This window comes from Lutibacter litoralis (assembly GCF_014646675.1).
GTDB lineage: Bacteria > Bacteroidota > Bacteroidia > Flavobacteriales > Flavobacteriaceae > Lutibacter > Lutibacter litoralis.
This window is the reverse complement of record NZ_BMNS01000003.1, coordinates 295,580-310,966: the sequence shown is the minus strand read 5'-3', so window position 1 is coordinate 310,966 and position 15,387 is coordinate 295,580. Positions and strand designations below refer to the sequence as shown.

General features: G+C 29.7%; 15 protein-coding genes. 13 read left to right on the top strand and 2 right to left on the bottom strand.

Annotated elements, in window-relative coordinates; all coding sequences use genetic code 11:
• The first annotated feature begins 592 nt into the window (after nucleotides 1–592).
• The 13 genes from IEW75_RS06300 (at nucleotide 593) to IEW75_RS06240 (ending at nucleotide 11,310) form a co-directional block, all read left to right on the top strand.
• Nucleotides 593–1,984: a hypothetical protein gene (locus tag IEW75_RS06300; protein ID WP_134247878.1), complete on the top strand. Its 1,392-nt coding sequence runs from the start codon at nucleotides 593–595 to the stop codon at nucleotides 1,982–1,984.
• 273 nt (nucleotides 1,985–2,257) lie between these two features.
• Nucleotides 2,258–2,926, top strand: coding sequence for a DUF6799 domain-containing protein (locus IEW75_RS06295; protein ID WP_134247877.1), 669 nt, complete (start codon nucleotides 2,258–2,260; stop codon nucleotides 2,924–2,926).
• A 153-nt stretch (nucleotides 2,927–3,079) separates the two neighbouring features.
• The gene (locus IEW75_RS06290) at nucleotides 3,080–3,928 is read left to right on the top strand and encodes a hypothetical protein (RefSeq protein ID WP_134247876.1); all 849 of its coding nucleotides are present in this window, start codon (nucleotides 3,080–3,082) and stop codon (nucleotides 3,926–3,928) included.
• A 111-nt stretch (nucleotides 3,929–4,039) separates the two neighbouring features.
• Nucleotides 4,040–4,498: an SsrA-binding protein SmpB gene (smpB, locus tag IEW75_RS06285; RefSeq protein WP_134247875.1), complete on the top strand. Its 459-nt coding sequence runs from the start codon at nucleotides 4,040–4,042 to the stop codon at nucleotides 4,496–4,498.
• Nucleotides 4,499–4,501: 3 nt separating this feature from the next.
• Nucleotides 4,502–5,410, top strand: a complete 909-nt coding sequence (locus IEW75_RS06280; RefSeq protein ID WP_134247874.1) for a geranylgeranylglycerol-phosphate geranylgeranyltransferase — start codon at nucleotides 4,502–4,504, stop codon at nucleotides 5,408–5,410.
• 1 nt (nucleotide 5,411) lies between these two features.
• On the top strand, nucleotides 5,412–5,993 hold the full coding sequence (locus tag IEW75_RS06275; RefSeq protein WP_134247873.1) for a Maf family nucleotide pyrophosphatase: 582 nt from the start codon (nucleotides 5,412–5,414) through the stop codon (nucleotides 5,991–5,993).
• 55 nt (nucleotides 5,994–6,048) lie between these two features.
• Nucleotides 6,049–7,002 (top strand): transketolase family protein, encoded by a 954-nt coding sequence (locus IEW75_RS06270; RefSeq protein ID WP_134247872.1) that lies wholly within the window; start codon nucleotides 6,049–6,051, stop codon nucleotides 7,000–7,002.
• 51 nt (nucleotides 7,003–7,053) lie between these two features.
• On the top strand, nucleotides 7,054–7,674 hold the full coding sequence (locus IEW75_RS06265) for an outer membrane beta-barrel protein (protein WP_134247871.1): 621 nt from the start codon (nucleotides 7,054–7,056) through the stop codon (nucleotides 7,672–7,674).
• 300 nt (nucleotides 7,675–7,974) lie between these two features.
• Nucleotides 7,975–8,901, top strand: coding sequence for a lytic transglycosylase domain-containing protein (locus IEW75_RS06260; RefSeq protein ID WP_134247870.1), 927 nt, complete (start codon nucleotides 7,975–7,977; stop codon nucleotides 8,899–8,901).
• Nucleotide 8,902: 1 nt separating this feature from the next.
• A complete protein-coding gene (locus IEW75_RS06255) occupies nucleotides 8,903–9,286 on the top strand; it encodes a sulfite exporter TauE/SafE family protein (RefSeq protein WP_308423310.1) in 384 nt (127 codons plus the stop codon).
• A gap of 151 nt (nucleotides 9,287–9,437) precedes the next feature.
• Complete coding sequence (locus tag IEW75_RS06250) at nucleotides 9,438–10,355, top strand: sterol desaturase family protein (protein ID WP_134247869.1); 918 nt, start codon at nucleotides 9,438–9,440, stop codon at nucleotides 10,353–10,355.
• Between the two features lie 48 nt (nucleotides 10,356–10,403).
• The gene (locus tag IEW75_RS06245) at nucleotides 10,404–11,012 is read left to right on the top strand and encodes a hypothetical protein (RefSeq protein ID WP_134247868.1); all 609 of its coding nucleotides are present in this window, start codon (nucleotides 10,404–10,406) and stop codon (nucleotides 11,010–11,012) included.
• A 34-nt stretch (nucleotides 11,013–11,046) separates the two neighbouring features.
• Nucleotides 11,047–11,310: a DUF1456 family protein gene (locus IEW75_RS06240; protein ID WP_134247867.1), complete on the top strand. Its 264-nt coding sequence runs from the start codon at nucleotides 11,047–11,049 to the stop codon at nucleotides 11,308–11,310.
• Nucleotides 11,311–11,369: 59 nt separating this feature from the next.
• Here IEW75_RS06240 and IEW75_RS06235 read toward each other — a convergent pair whose 3' ends face one another.
• Nucleotides 11,370–13,892, bottom strand: coding sequence for a M14 family zinc carboxypeptidase (locus IEW75_RS06235; protein ID WP_188703985.1), 2,523 nt, complete (start codon nucleotides 13,890–13,892; stop codon nucleotides 11,370–11,372).
• A 160-nt stretch (nucleotides 13,893–14,052) separates the two neighbouring features.
• The coding region (gene rpsA / locus IEW75_RS06230) for a 30S ribosomal protein S1 (protein ID WP_188703990.1) at nucleotides 14,053–15,387 on the bottom strand (1,335 nt) is incomplete at its 5' end.

Below are 15,387 nucleotides of genomic sequence, written 5' to 3'. Positions count from 1 at the left end.
CTAAACCAGCGCTGTTATTTAAATTAAGTTACTAATACTTTAATAAGTAAATAAAGAACTCCCTATTATTGGAGTTCTTTATTTTTTTTTGATAAAATTTATTTTTACTTTATACAAACTTTTGTCTTCAATAAAGGTCTAAATTATAGTACATTGAAAATTAATGAATTTCATAATTTAAGTTTTTTATAATGAGAAATTTGCATTTTTTAAATTTTTAAAATGATTAACATTTAAGAAGTCCAAGTTTGACTTAAACAAAACCCTAAATAGCTTCGTTAAAACCCCAAAAAGCATTTAACAACCTCAAAGTCAAATTTGGATTTCTATAAAGTTTTAAAATATTTGTAGTAAGAGTACTTTTTCTTTTTAACCTGCATTAATTTAATTCTTATGTTCTAAAAGAATAGGAATTAAATGTGATATTTCTCATAAACTAAATTGACTTCTATCATTCCAAATAAACAATCATTTTAGTTGCTTTACATAGTTAAATCTAAAAATTTAATTAATCTGCAGAGTATAATACCCCAGCAGAATAAAACACCCCAGATGAATATAATTTTTATTAATAACTTAAAAACGTACTATTATGAAATTAGAAAAATTAAGTTTAAAAATAAGTCTTTTTGCACTTATTTTTATATTTGCTCAATGTAACGATGATTCGTTTATTGATGAAGTATTAGTTGCAGATGACACTGCAGTCGAAATGAGTTCTAAAGGTAAACCTGACAATACAGGAGACACTGGTTTTGGAAACAATTTATCCTTTCCTGTTATTTGGGCAGATGGAGATACTAAAGTTCTTAGAGGAGATATGACACAACCACCAGTAATGGATGGTTCTTGGTATTACGTTTGGGGTCAAGACCCGATAGATCCTCAAGCACCACTATTTAGCGAAGGACCTTATACAAATGAAAACCCTCCTGTTCCTGTTCCTGGAGATGAAGGAGGTCCTGTATTCAAATCTTATGCACAAAAAGATGAATTCAATCAATGGCAAGCGACAAATTGGTCTGCAGATGATCCTGTTGTTGTAGATCTAATAGATTGGGGAGACAATTTAGAATCTGTTGACTGGTACACCAAATCTCAAGTACGAACAGAAATTGTACTGATTAAAGATTTACTATCTACCACAAACCCAACACCAAATTTACCAGGAACAGTTACACAGTATGCAATGAGGCATGCTTACGGTTGGGGAATAACTGAGGTTCATGGACTTCAAACAGATCTAGATGACAATCTTATTTTGAATGGTGATATATTTGATGCAACAGGTGATCCAAAAGTATTAGGCACTGAAGCAACTGTTTACTCTTCTCAAGCGATATTAACAATCCAAAAACTGAATGTGGATAAACCTGCCGAAGGTGAATTTTTGAATTTGGATTGGGATCCCATTGAGCATTATTGGGTTGAAAAGGGACAAAACCCTGATGATTTGATAAATGATCCTCTAGAAGGTTTTCCTATGAAAGTTGGCGGTGGTGATGGTCCTGGTTATTATAATGCAGAAGTGAATGTAAAAGGAAAAATAATTTATGGATATACCTGGAATGTCAGAACGCTTAATGAACTCGAAGGCTATTATAGAATCACTTTTAGCTTTGACTATGATCGCAATAATAGTTCCAGGCAAACGGTCTTTGAGGAAGGAACTACTGAAATATTGTTAGCCGAAGAAGAACCAGTAGATCCATTATTAAGTGCAAAAGCACCTGGAGGAGACACAGGAGAAGATTCCGGAGGAGGAACAGGCATAATTGACTATGATAATAATTTAACTTACATGGATGTATTTATTAAAGCTAGAGGTACTGGCCAAGGTGGCGGAAATAGCGGTGGCGGCGCTGGTTCTGGTGGTGGTGTTGATGGTAATCATGGAGGAGGAACTGGAACTACAGGAAGTGGTAATGGTGGCTCTGGTGGTGGAAGTGGTTCTGGCGGAGGATCTGGATCAGGACATAATTAAAATAACTTAAAACTATAAAATTAAGCCCATATAACTATTAAATAGTTATATGGGCTTAATTATCTTAAATAATTAAAACTTTACTTTAAAAATAGTGTCTAATAAGAGATAAGTATACTAGTAACAATTAAACGGAAAAAATAAATAAATTATTTAATCTGATAATTATCAAGTTAGTAATTGATAACAATCATTGCAATAAATTTAATCTCTATATAATTTTGAACGTAAATTAAAGTAATAAAAAATAATAAATTTTAATATTAATAAATCATGAAAAAAGTAGTAATTTTTTTAATTTTTATAGTTCTTGGAACTATGGGATTAGCAGCTCAAGATAAAGATCAAATTAAAAATCAAGACAGAGATCGTGTAATGCTAGTTGACGGAGATCTTCTTCAAATTAGAGATCGTGATCAGATTAGATTACAAGATAAAATAACATTAAATGATGGTACAGTTGTAAATCCAGATGGAACGTACATAACAAAAGATCAAGTTAGATTGCGTTTAAGAGATGGTTCTTGTTTAGATAGCGATGGAGTTTTGTATAGAAATGAGTATCAGTACAGATATAAAGTTCAACAAGAAAACAAAGGACTATCTGAAGCCCAAATTCAAACACGAAATCAAAATAGATATCAAATAATGATGATTGACGGTCAAGTTTACCAAATTAAAAATCAGGAACAAAACCAAATTCAGCAACAAGTTCAACTTGGAAATGGCGTTACTATAAATCCAGACGGAACTTATCAAAATCGTGATAGAAAACAGCTAAGACTGCAAGATGGTGAGTGTATTAATATGGATGGTCAACTATTTAAAAACACCTACATGCAAAGAAAAATGGTGGCACAGAAAAATGCTAAAGCAATTAAAACCATGACAAAGAAAAAAGTGCAAAAAAAAGCAACTGGCACACGTAATAAGAAAAATTAAAAAAAGTTAGTGGCCGTTTTAAATAAAATATTCAAATTGTCATTTTGAGTAAATTTAATGAAAAAATTGATTGTATTTATTCAAAATGACAATTTGTAATTACCTTAAAAGTTCTTTTTTAAGCTTTATAAATTAATCATTAAATCTTTAATCATGAAAGCTTTAAAATTCTTATTTATAATTTTGTTTGTTTTATGTACTTCGAGTATTTTTGGACAAATTAAAAAGAAATCATATGTTTCAACAGCTATAAATTACATTAGTGATGCTGTTTTTATGGGCAGAAAAGATTCCATTGCAGCTCCCTACTTATATCCTTCCATAGCTTACCACCATAAATCAGGCTTTTACGGTAAAGGATCTTTCTCTTACCTTACACAACCTGACGAAAGTAGAATTGATTTATATTTATTTACTGCTGGTTTTGATTTTAAAAAAAATAAACTATCAGGAGATTTTTCCGCAACCAAATACTTTTTTAATAATGCTAGTTACAACGTGATTTCTGAAGTAACCGCAGATATTTCTGCAAGCTTAAGCTACGATTTTAAAATCCTTAATTTAACTGTAAATGCAAGTAACTACTTAAGTAATAACGAAAATTCAGATTTATTTTTATCTTCAGAAATTAGCCATGATTTTCTAACTTCAAATAATAAATTTCAAATTTCTCCAACTGCAGGAATATATTTAGGGTCCCAAAATTTTTATGATGCATATTATATAAATAGCCGCATAAGAGACCGAAAAAATAATGACCCTGAAAATACAACTCAAACAGTTATTGAAACTGTAATTGAAGAAAGTGAAAGCTTTAATTTAATGGCAATTGAAGTTAGTTTGCCAATGTGGTATTCTAAAAATTCAATAACCGCTTCTTTTTTACCTGTATTAGTATTTCCACAACATGAAGCTTCAATTTTAAATGATGATACTGTAGTTAAAGAGGAATTAGAAAATGTTTTCTATTGGATGGTTGGATTATCATATAGATTTAAATAATATTCTTTTTTAATTTATAAAAAAGTTCTATTAAACTCATAAGTCTTTTTTAGTTAAACTACGTTCAAAGCAATATATAATGTATAGAATTTATAGTACATTTGCATTTATATGCAGAAGAAAATTAACATAAAAAATAAAAAAGCTCGTTTTGAATATGAGATCTTAGATAAATATATTGCAGGTATTCAGTTAACCGGTACTGAAATTAAATCTATACGCGAAAGTAAAGCTCGTATTACAGAAAGTTTTTGCGAATTTAACGAACAAGGAGAATTATTTGCAATTAATATGTTTATTGAAGAGTATTTGTATGGGCACGCTTTTAATCATAAACCTAAAAGTGAGCGTAAATTATTATTAAATAAACAAGAACTAAAAAAACTGCAAAAAGAAGTTCAAAATGTAGGTTTAACCATTATTCCATTACGTTTATTTTTAACTGATAAAGGCTGGGCAAAACTAGAAATAGCACTGTGTAAAGGAAAGAAAAATTACGACAAACGTGAAGTAATGAAAGACCGCGACAATAAACGTGATTTAGCTAGGATTAAAAAGAATTTTAATTAAAAAATGAATATTGCAGTCTATTTTAAATTAATACGTTGGAAAAATTTACTGCTAATAATTTATGTATACTTATTAATTAAATTTTTGCTCTTTCCTGCATTTTCAATTGAAAGTGCACTCTCACTATTTTCATTCTTCACGCTATTATTTTCAATTGTATTAATTTCAGCAGCTGGCTATATAATTAATGATATTGAAGATGTTGTTTCAGATAAAATTAACAAACCTGAAAAACAAATTGTTTCTAAAGAAATTACTAATGAAAAAGCCTTCCAATGGTATAAAATAACAAATACATTGGGAATTGCTTTAGGAATTATCTTATGTTTAAATATTGGTAATCCAACCTATTCATTTATTTTTATTGGAGCTTCACTACTACTCTATTATTATTCCAAAAAATTAAAATCTACACCTTTAATAGGAAACCTTATAATTGCTTTCTTAATTGGGTTCAGTATTTTTATTTTAGCTATTTTAGAACTTAATTTTTTAATAAAAAATGAGCACGAACAATTGGTATTTATGATAATTACAGCACTCAGTATTTTTGCTTTTTGCATGAATCTGACAAGAGAAATAATTAAAGATATTGAAGATATAAATGGAGATTATTCATTAAACCTAAAAACATTACCAATTGTAATAGGAGTTAAAAGAACAAAAAACATTGCAAACCTTACAATTATATTAACACTTGGTTTATTGCTTTTTATACTCCTAAACTTTAGTGAGAATTATAAAATTACAATGCTTTATTTACTAATTACGGTTTTTCTTCCTTTGGTTTATACATTTATAAAACTATATGCTGCAGATAAAAAAAATGACTTTAAAAAAATAAGTACTTTATTAAAAATCATTATGTTTTTAGGAATAAATTCTTTAATAATCTTTTCAAAATTTCATTAAAATGCTTCAAAAAAAATTCAACAAAAAAAACATTATTCTAGCATCTGCTTCTCCAAGGAGACACGAATTATTTAAAGAATTAGGTGTAAATTTCTCTATAAAAGTAAAAGAGGTTGAAGAAACTTATAATGTAGAATTAAAAGAAGACGAAATAACCAATTATTTATGCAAATTAAAGGCTGATGCTTTCACAAATGAAATTTTAGAAAATGATATAATTATAACCGCAGATACAATTGTGTGGCACAATAACAAAGCTTTAGAGAAGCCAAAAAACGCTGAAGATGCAATTATAATGCTTAAAGAATTATCTGGTAAAAAACATAAAGTGTTTTCATCTTTTTGCGTAAAAACATACAAAAGTGAACACATAATATCTGATGTTACTATAGTTTCATTTAAAGAATTATCTCAAAAAGAAATTGAATATTATGTTGAAAATTATCAACCTTTTGACAAAGCTGGAGCCTATGGAATTCAAGAATGGATAGGTTTAATAGGCGTTACACTTATAGAAGGTAGTTATTTTAATGTAATGGGATTACCTGTTCATAAATTATATGAAGAATTATTGAAATTGTAAGTTGATACCATAAATAATCATTATTTTTGACCGATATTTTAATAAATATTTTATAATGAAAAAATACACGTATACCGAAAAAAAAGATACACGATCAGGTTTTGGAGCTGGATTGGCTGAGTTAGGAGATAAAAACGAAAATGTTGTTGCCCTTTGTGCCGATTTAATTGGTTCACTAAAAATGGACAAGTTTATTGAAAATCATCCTGAAAGATTTTTTCAAGTTGGAATTGCAGAAGCAAATATGATTGGTATTGCGGCTGGTTTAACAATTGGTGGTAAAATTCCTTTTACAGGTACTTTTGCAAACTTTTCAACAGGTAGAGTGTACGATCAAATTCGTCAATCTGTTGCATATTCAGGTAAGAATGTAAAAATATGTGCATCGCATGCTGGTTTAACGTTGGGTGAAGATGGTGCAACGCATCAAATTTTAGAAGACATTGGTTTAATGAAAATGTTACCTGGAATGACCGTAATTAACACCTGTGATTACAACCAAACGAAAGCAGCTACCATTGCAATTGCAGATTTTGATGGCCCTGTATATTTACGTTTTGGTCGTCCAGTAGTCCCTGTTTTTATGCCAGAAAATGAAGAATTTGTTGTTGGTAAAGCAATTCAACTTACAGAAGGAACGGATGTTACAATTGTAGCAACTGGACATTTAGTTTGGGAAGCACTACAAGCATCGGAGCTATTAGAAGCTAAAGGAATTAGTGCAGAAGTAATTAATATACACACGATAAAACCTTTAGATGATGCTGCAATTTTAAAATCTGTTGCAAAAACAGGTTGTATTGTAACTGCAGAAGAACACAATGTTATTGGTGGTTTAGGAGAAAGTGTTGCACGTTTATTAGTTCAAAATAATTTAGTACCACAAGAATTTGTTGCTGTTAACGATAGTTTTGGAGAATCTGGAACTCCTGCACAATTAATGGAGAAATATAAATTAAATGATATAGCTATTGTTGCTGCCGTTGAAAAAGTAATTAAAAGAAAATAATAATACTTTTTTTTCGTTTTAACAGATATATTAATCCTAAAATTTATTTATATGAAAAAAATAACAGTAGTATTTTCAATTGTATTTATAGCTTCTATAATGTTTATGAATGCCCAAAGCGATTTTGGTATTAAAGCTGGTTTAAGTTACAACTCTAATGGAGATCTTAAAGAATTTCCTTCAGAAGCAACTGACATATATAAAAATGAAGGGACAGGAAAATCTGGATTTAATATAGGGTTTTATGGAAAATTGGATTTAGGTGCAATTTATGTTCGACCTGAATTGGTATATACTAAAACAACTAGCGAATATGAATTAAACACCGGAACTACAGAAGATTATAAAATATCTAAAATTGATGTTCCTGTATTGGTTGGTTTTAAACTTATTGGCCCTTTAAACATTTTTGCAGGTCCTGCTTTTCAATACTATTTAGATAACGATTTAAAAGGGATAGATATCGGCGATGTAGAAAACGAATTTTCTATGGGCGTAAATATTGGTGCTTCTGTAGAATTTGGAAGATTTGGTATTGATGCAAGATACGAAAGAGGCTTAAGTGAAAATGAAGCAAAGTGGTCTAATGCTAGTAAAGATTTTACATTAGACTCTAGACCAGAACAATTAATTTTTAGTTTGTCTTACAGTTTATCTAAACCCAATAAATAAACAACATATATAGGTTTAAAAAATATAAAACTTCGAGTATAATTTGCTCGAAGTTTTTTTATGCATTTCTAAAAAATTATTTCATTGCTTAAATATGTTAGGTCATTTCTTACTATTTGGCTTTACAGCTGCAATTTAAAAAATTAGAGAATTAATCAATAATAATCTAATTATTTTGTTAAAATAACTTCATTCCCACTTAAAATTCAAATAAATTTGTACTTTAACAACAATAGGAGTTTTAGCTTCTTAAATTAAAATAAAAAATTTACAACACACAAGACTTTAAAATATATACTCATGAAAAATACACTAAAAATTTTAGGATTGATTACCATAATTATGGTAAGTTCTTTATTGATTTTTGCAACCAAATCTGTACCCCATGCTAAAGAAAATAAAAAAACAGATACGGATACAAACACAAGTGAAACCTATCAAATTAGAGCATTAAAAATTCCTACTAATTTAGAATTTGCTAAAGAACGAGTTCCAATTGAAAAAGCGGATATTAAGGAACGTATTGATCGTGAATTACTTGTAAATACCTATTGGCAATCTAACGGATTACTTTTATTTAAACGAGCACATAAATATTTTCCAATTATAGAACCAATTCTAGAAAAAAATGGAATTCCTGATGATTTTAAATATTTGGCAGTAATTGAAAGTGGATTGCAAAATGTAACTTCTCCAGCTGGCGCAAAAGGTTTTTGGCAAATAATGAAATCAACAGCTAAAGAAAACGGATTGGAGGTAAATAATAATGTAGATGAACGCTATCATTTAGAAAAAGCTACGCAAGTTGCCTGCGATTATTTAAATGCTGCGAAAGAACGTTTTGGAAATTGGACTATGGCTGCGGCTGCATATAATGCCGGAAATGCAGGAATTTCAAGAAGAATTAATGCTCAAAAAGTGGACAATTATTACGATTTATTGTTGGTTTCCGAAACAAGTAGATACTTGCCTAGAATAGTTGCAGTAAAAGAAATTCTTTCGAACCCTAATAAATATGGTTTTATTTTTGATAAAGAAGATTTATATGCTTTAGAAGCAACAAAAACTATAAAAGTTGACACGGCCATAACCGATATTGCTGTTTTCTCGAAAGGTTTGGGAATTAATTACAAAATTTTAAAGACTCACAATCCTTGGTTGCGTGAAAATAAATTAAACAACAAATCGCGTAAATTATATGAAATAAAAATTCCTACGGAATTATAATATGAAAATGACTTTATCCGCAATTATTACTTTAATTATTATTGGTCTTTTAGCTGGAATTTTGAGTGGCTTAGTGGGTGTTGGTGGAGGTATAATAATGGTGCCACTTTTTGTGCTATTTTTAGGATTAACCCAACACAATGCACAAGGTTTAAGTTTAGCTGTAATGCTCCCTCCAGTAACTTTTTTAGCAGTTTATAATTACCACACAACTGGAAGTGGAGGAAATATAGACTGGAGAGTTGCTCTAATTGTTTCATTATTATTTGTTATTGGTGGATTTATTGGCTCTAAAATAGCACTTCAAATAGATCAGCGAATGCTTAAAAGAATTTTTGGAATTCTAATGTTAATTGTGGCTATCAAATTAATTTTTACAAAATAAGCTCTAATCAAAATTAATATGAAATTTTTAATTCATTTGAATTAACTTATTTTATTATAAACTTGAAATTAACCTTGAAATTAACCTTGAATTTTTAGGGGTTTCATAAAATATTCTTATATTCAAATTTTTAATAATATAAAACCAATAAATGGATTTCACTAACCCTTTAGTGTATGGAGTTCCTTGCTTCTTAGCACTAATTTTACTCGAACTTACTTATAGCAAAAGTCACAATAAAAAAGATTTGTATGAATGGAAAGATTTAGGAGCAAGTTTATTTATGGGCGTTGGTTCTGCCGTAATTGCACCTTTAATAAAAACTATTTCTGCAATTGTAATTTTCAATATTGTATTTGATTTATTTAATCCAGAAATTAATGGTGTTAGAACCAATATAATGGGCTGGGAATCTTTTGGGTATGCTTGGTATGTTTGGATTGCTTGTCAATTATTAGACGATTTTACATACTACTGGTTTCATAGGCAAAATCATATGGTGCGTTTTTTATGGGCCGCACATATTGTGCACCATTCTTCAGATAATTTTAATTTAGGAACTGCCGTGCGAAACGGATGGTTCACCATTCTATACAAACCTTTGTTTTATATGTGGTTACCAGCCTTGGGATTTAGACCAGAAATGGTGGTAGTCTGTTTGGGTATTGAAGCCCTTTGGCAGTTTCAATTACATTCGGTATATATAAAAAAATTGGGCTTTCTAGAAAAGGTTTTTAATACGCATACAATGCATCAAGTTCACCACGCAAAAAACGTGGAATATATGGATAAAAACCACGGTGGGTTTTTAAATATTTTTGATAAAATTTTTGGTACTTGGAAAGAATTAGATGACAACATTGAAGTTAAATATGGAGTAACACATGCTCCAAAATCCTATAATCCTTGGGTAATTCTAACACACGAATATAAAGACATTTGGAATGATACAAAAAAATCTAACAATTGGTATCATAAATTTATGTATATTTTTGGCCCACCAGGATGGAGTCATGATAATAGCACCCAAACTGTAAAACAGATGCAATTAGAACTTAAGCGGCAATAAATTTAAAATATTTAATTACCTTTGAAACACTAAGTAAAATCCCAAAACATGAAAAAAATATCTATTTTTTTGTTATTTATATTTTGTACGTATACATATGCGCAAGATAAAAAGGATATAAATCCGCTTAGAATCGGTTTAAAAATTGGAACTCCTAATATAATTGGTGGTAATTTAGAATATGTAACTCCACTGCTAAACAATCGAATTGCTATTTTTGCAGATTATTCGGGTTTTACACTTAAAGAAGATGCCTCCAAAGTAAATTTAAAATATTTTGAAGCTGGAACAAATATCTATTTTAAAGAAACTGGTAAAGGTTTGTACGCATCACTCTCTTATGGAACTTTAAATCTGGATGGAAACTATTCTGATGCAGAGACTAAAAATGGAACTTTATATGAAGGAGAAGCAGAAGGAAGTATTGAAGTAAGCACATTAAATGCAAAAATTGGAGCAAAACTAGGTAATAAATTTTATTTTAGAATTGAAGCTGGTTATGGATTTGGAGATATTCCACAACAAATTGAAATAACTGGTACAGAAAAAAATACAGGAACCACAAAAACTGATTATGTAGAAATACCAGATGATATTCCTGGTATTGATGAAAATGGGTATCTAGTATTTAATATAGGTTTTGGAATTGCTCTTTAATTTTAACATATCAAATAATACTTAATAAAAGAATATGGGATTATCAAATAATGACATTTTTAAAAAATTACGTGTAGCTCATAAATTACGAGATACAGATATAATAAAAATTTGTGAATTGGTTGATTTTAAAGTTAGTAAAAGTGAACTAGGCGCTATTTTTAGAAGTGAAGATCATCCAAAATATATGGAGTGTGGCGATCAGTTTTTACGTAATTTTTTAAATGGATTAATTATACATTTGAGAGGTCCAATGCCTCCAAAACAAGCTAAGAAACCTGCTATTGATAAAAAATAGCATTTTTTTTTTAACAATCTCTTGTTTCGAAATTTAAGTAACTTTTTTAAATAGAATTACTACATAGCTTTTCCAAAAAATATAGTATTCATTAACAACTTATTTGTTCCGTACCAAAAAGCCCTAAAATTAGTATTATCAGTAAAAACTGCAACTTTTCCACTTCCTAAACTTTTAATTTGAAATGGAACGGAGCCTTCTAAAGCCGTAAGGTTAGGTTTGGATATATAACCACTTAAAAGCGGATTTTTAGTATATTTTATAGGATTGTTATAACTACTACTATCTGGTTTTACAAATATTTTTGTACGTCTAAACATTGGCAATGTACTGTTTGTATATCCAAAATTAACTGGATGCGACCTATCTATATCTGTTTTAAAAATTGCACCTCCAATAACTTGTGCTCCGGAAAAATTCTTGCGCTGTTCAAAAGTAATATTGTGAGCCTTAACCTCAACTTTCTCAAACTTCAAATCAATAAATTTATTAGAGGATAACCATTTAACAGCATTTTTATATCCAATTAAAATACCTCCATTTTGAGTCCACGTTCTTAATTTCATTAAAACACTTTTCTCTAGCTTTAAATTTGAATTAGGAATAATAATACTAGTATATTTAGCAATATCAACTCCTTTTAAATAATTCAAATCAATTTTTGTAATATTCATATCATAACGCTGATCGAATAAATGCCAGATTTCTCCGGCATCACTTGGTGAAATTCCACTGCCAACTAACATTGCAACTTTTGGAGTTTGTAAAATTCTAAATTGATTACTTCCTAAATCTATACCTCTAGTTAAACCTGTATCAACACCAACAATTGTTAAATTACTCTCTGTTGCTACATCATTTAAAAAAGTGTACAATTGATTTTGATCAAGTTCTTGATTTTGAACAGGAATTAAAATTGTTCCGTAATCATAATTTTTTCCATTTAAAGAAAACTGTTTCATTCCCACTTTTGCTCTTAATCCTTTTTTAAGAATCTTATTTAATGCTTTAGGCGAGTAATATTCGTGCCATTCCATTAAATAGGCATAATTACTATTTGAAGTTACTGCTCCTGTTTCTAATTTTAAATCAGTAACTAATTCTCCAATATTATCTTCAGATTTAAGCTCTGCATAATTCAAATTAAAAGCTAAAGGAAATGTCCACGCCGAAATATCGTAAAAAAGACTGTCTGTAAACGATGTTCTTTTTTCAAACATTGCTTTAATTAACTTGCTTTTTTTCTGATTAGTAGGAACAATATAACTATTTCCTTTAAGGAATTCTTGATTACCAACTTTGAAATCTGAATTAATTTTATGAAACTTAATTTTATGCCTGTTTAAAATTTCGGCTAAATGATATGTTTTAGCTTTGTCTTTATCACTTCCAAAAACAATGGCTTTTATAGTATTTTTACCTTTTTTTGAATTTTTACTAGCATAAAATTCACGCTGGTAATTCAACAATTTTACACGCATTACTTTGGCTGCTTCAAGCGTTGATAATGCAGTAATAAACTGATTTCTAATAGTAAAAGGAAATGTTAAAATTCCGTTTATAGTTTCTTTAGCGTGGCCTCTAGAACTTCCTTGTTCAAACAAAATTCCAACACCTCCGTTAACATCTGGATAGGTAGAACCTTTTCCATAATAAAAATCGTCAAACTGTTCTTCAGTAAAATACAAAGAACCTATTTTATCTAATGCTTTCGCATGGAAATTTCCAATTTCCTTAGTTAATTCTTGATTTAAACTTGGAGTTAATGGGTGCACTCTACTCTGAATTCCTGGTTGAAAAAAGAAAGTAGAGTTACTCCCCATTTCATGATGATCTGTTAAAATATTTGGCATCCAGTTTGAATATGTTTCTATTCTTGCTTTGGAAACAGCCAACTGCGCTGGTAACCAATCTCTATTTAAATCGAAATAATAATGATTGAATCTTCCCCCAGGCCAAACCTCGTGAAATTCTCTATCATTTGGATCTGTATTTAAGTTATCGCTTTTATGTATGTTTGCCCAATAAGCAAAACGCTGTAGACCATCTGGGTTTAAAGAAGGATCTAACAAAATAACTGTCGTATTTAATAAAGCTTCAATTTCAGCACCTTCAGCAGCGGCTAAATAATACGCCAAAATTAAAGCGGCATTAGATCCACTTGGTTCATTCCCATGTATTGAAAACCCTTGGTAAACAACCAAAGGCATTTTAGCTGTATTTAACTGAGCACTTACGCTACTTTCCGTCAATTTTAAATGATCAGTTCTTATATTATTTAAATTATTATGATTTTCGGGTGAGGTAATTTTCAACAATACTATGGGTCTACCCTCATACGTTTTTCCTCTATTTTCAATAGAAACTCTATCAGAAACTTCGGCCAACTTCTTCATGTATTCAACTAATTTATCGTGTGTTACGTGCCACTCTCCTACTTTATGACCAATAACACTTTCAGGAGTAGGAATAGTTGCATTGTAACTCGTATTTTGTGGTAAGTAATAATTTAACTCTAAATTATCTTGAGCAATCAGTTCAATTGAAATAATTGTAAATACTAGAAATAATAATTGTTTCATTTGGTGAATAGTAAAGTTTGAAGACAAATATATCAATTAATATTTAAGTAAAATGTAACTATTATTTATAGTTAAAAATGCATTATAAGAATACTGTTTAAAACAAAAAAAAGCTGCATCAAAATTGATGCAGCTTTAAATATATTAAATGTTGAAAATTTTATTTTCCTTCCATTTTTTTCTTTAAGGCAGCTAAATCTCCACCTAAATCTCCAAGAGTAGTTTTATCTGCAGACTCAGCTTTTTTCTGAGCTACTTTGATATTTTTCTCTTCTTGTGCTTTAAATATTGATGTATGCGAAGCTACAACTCTTCTAAATTCTTTGTTAAATTCTATAACTTTAAATTTATCTGTATCTCCTTTAGCTAATTTAGTTCCATCTTCTTTAGTTATAAAACGGCTAGGCACAAATGCTTCAACTCCGTCTTGTAAAGTAACGATTAAACCTTTATCACTTTTATCTTTTACTGTTCCTTCGTGAATAGAATCGATAGCAAAAGTAGCTTCGTGAGCATCCCAAGGATTTTCAGTAGTTTGCTTATGACCTAAGTTTAATTTACGTCCTTCAACATCTAACTCTAATACTTCAACTTCTAATTTATCACCAACAGAAACAAAATCTGATGGGTGTTTAATTTTCTTAGTCCAAGAAAGGTCAGAAATATAAACTAATCCATCAATTCCTTCTTCTAATTCAACAAAAACACCAAAGTTAGTATAGTTACGTACAGTACCCTCATGTTTAGAACCAACTGGATATTTTTCTGCAATGTTATTCCAAGGATCTGGGTGTAATTGCTTAATACCTAAACTCATTTTACGTTCTTCTCTATCTAAAGTTAACACTTGTGCTTCAACTTCGTCTCCAACAGATACAAAATCTTGTGCAGAACGTAAATGTGTAGACCAAGACATTTCAGAAACGTGAATTAATCCTTCAACACCTTGTGCTACTTCAATAAATGCACCATAATCAGCAAGTACAACTACTTTACCTTTTACTGTATCACCTACTTTAATAGTATCGTCTAATGCCTCCCAAGGGTGTGCATTTAATTGTTTTAATCCTAATTGAATTCTTGTTTTCTCATCATCAAAATCAAGAATTACAACATTTAATGTTTGATCTAACTCCACAACCTCACTTGGGTGGTTAATTCTAGACCATGATAAATCTGTAATGTGAACTAAACCGTCAACACCACCTAAATCAACAAATACACCGTAAGAAGTAATGTTTTTAACAACACCTTCTAATACTTGTCCTTTTTCTAATTTACCAATAATTTCTTTTTTCTGAATTTCAATATCAGCTTCAATAAGCGCTTTATGAGATACCACAACGTTTTTAAATTCTTGGTTGATTTTTACAACTTTGAATTCCATTGTTTTCTCTACGTATTGATCGTAATCTCTAATTGGTTTCACATCAATTTGAGAACCTGGTAAGAATGCTTCAATTCCGAAAACATCTACAATCATACCTCCACGAGT

Bases quoted from the DNA above. Each gene is read 5' to 3' on its own strand.
- IEW75_RS06300 (WP_134247878.1), top strand. From the start codon at position 593: ATGAAATTAGAAAAATTAAGTTTAAAAATAAGTCTTTTTGCACTTATT.
- IEW75_RS06295 (WP_134247877.1), top strand. From the start codon at position 2,258: ATGAAAAAAGTAGTAATTTTTTTAATTTTTATAGTTCTTGGAACTATG.
- IEW75_RS06290 (WP_134247876.1), top strand. From the start codon at position 3,080: ATGAAAGCTTTAAAATTCTTATTTATAATTTTGTTTGTTTTATGTACT.
- smpB (WP_134247875.1), top strand. From the start codon at position 4,040: ATGCAGAAGAAAATTAACATAAAAAATAAAAAAGCTCGTTTTGAATAT.
- IEW75_RS06280 (WP_134247874.1), top strand. From the start codon at position 4,502: ATGAATATTGCAGTCTATTTTAAATTAATACGTTGGAAAAATTTACTG.
- IEW75_RS06275 (WP_134247873.1), top strand. From the start codon at position 5,412: ATGCTTCAAAAAAAATTCAACAAAAAAAACATTATTCTAGCATCTGCT.
- IEW75_RS06270 (WP_134247872.1), top strand. From the start codon at position 6,049: ATGAAAAAATACACGTATACCGAAAAAAAAGATACACGATCAGGTTTT.
- IEW75_RS06265 (WP_134247871.1), top strand. From the start codon at position 7,054: ATGAAAAAAATAACAGTAGTATTTTCAATTGTATTTATAGCTTCTATA.
- IEW75_RS06260 (WP_134247870.1), top strand. From the start codon at position 7,975: ATGAAAAATACACTAAAAATTTTAGGATTGATTACCATAATTATGGTA.
- IEW75_RS06255 (WP_308423310.1), top strand. From the start codon at position 8,903: ATGAAAATGACTTTATCCGCAATTATTACTTTAATTATTATTGGTCTT.
- IEW75_RS06250 (WP_134247869.1), top strand. From the start codon at position 9,438: ATGGATTTCACTAACCCTTTAGTGTATGGAGTTCCTTGCTTCTTAGCA.
- IEW75_RS06245 (WP_134247868.1), top strand. From the start codon at position 10,404: ATGAAAAAAATATCTATTTTTTTGTTATTTATATTTTGTACGTATACA.
- IEW75_RS06240 (WP_134247867.1), top strand. From the start codon at position 11,047: ATGGGATTATCAAATAATGACATTTTTAAAAAATTACGTGTAGCTCAT.
- IEW75_RS06235 (WP_188703985.1), bottom strand. From the start codon at position 13,892: ATGAAACAATTATTATTTCTAGTATTTACAATTATTTCAATTGAACTG.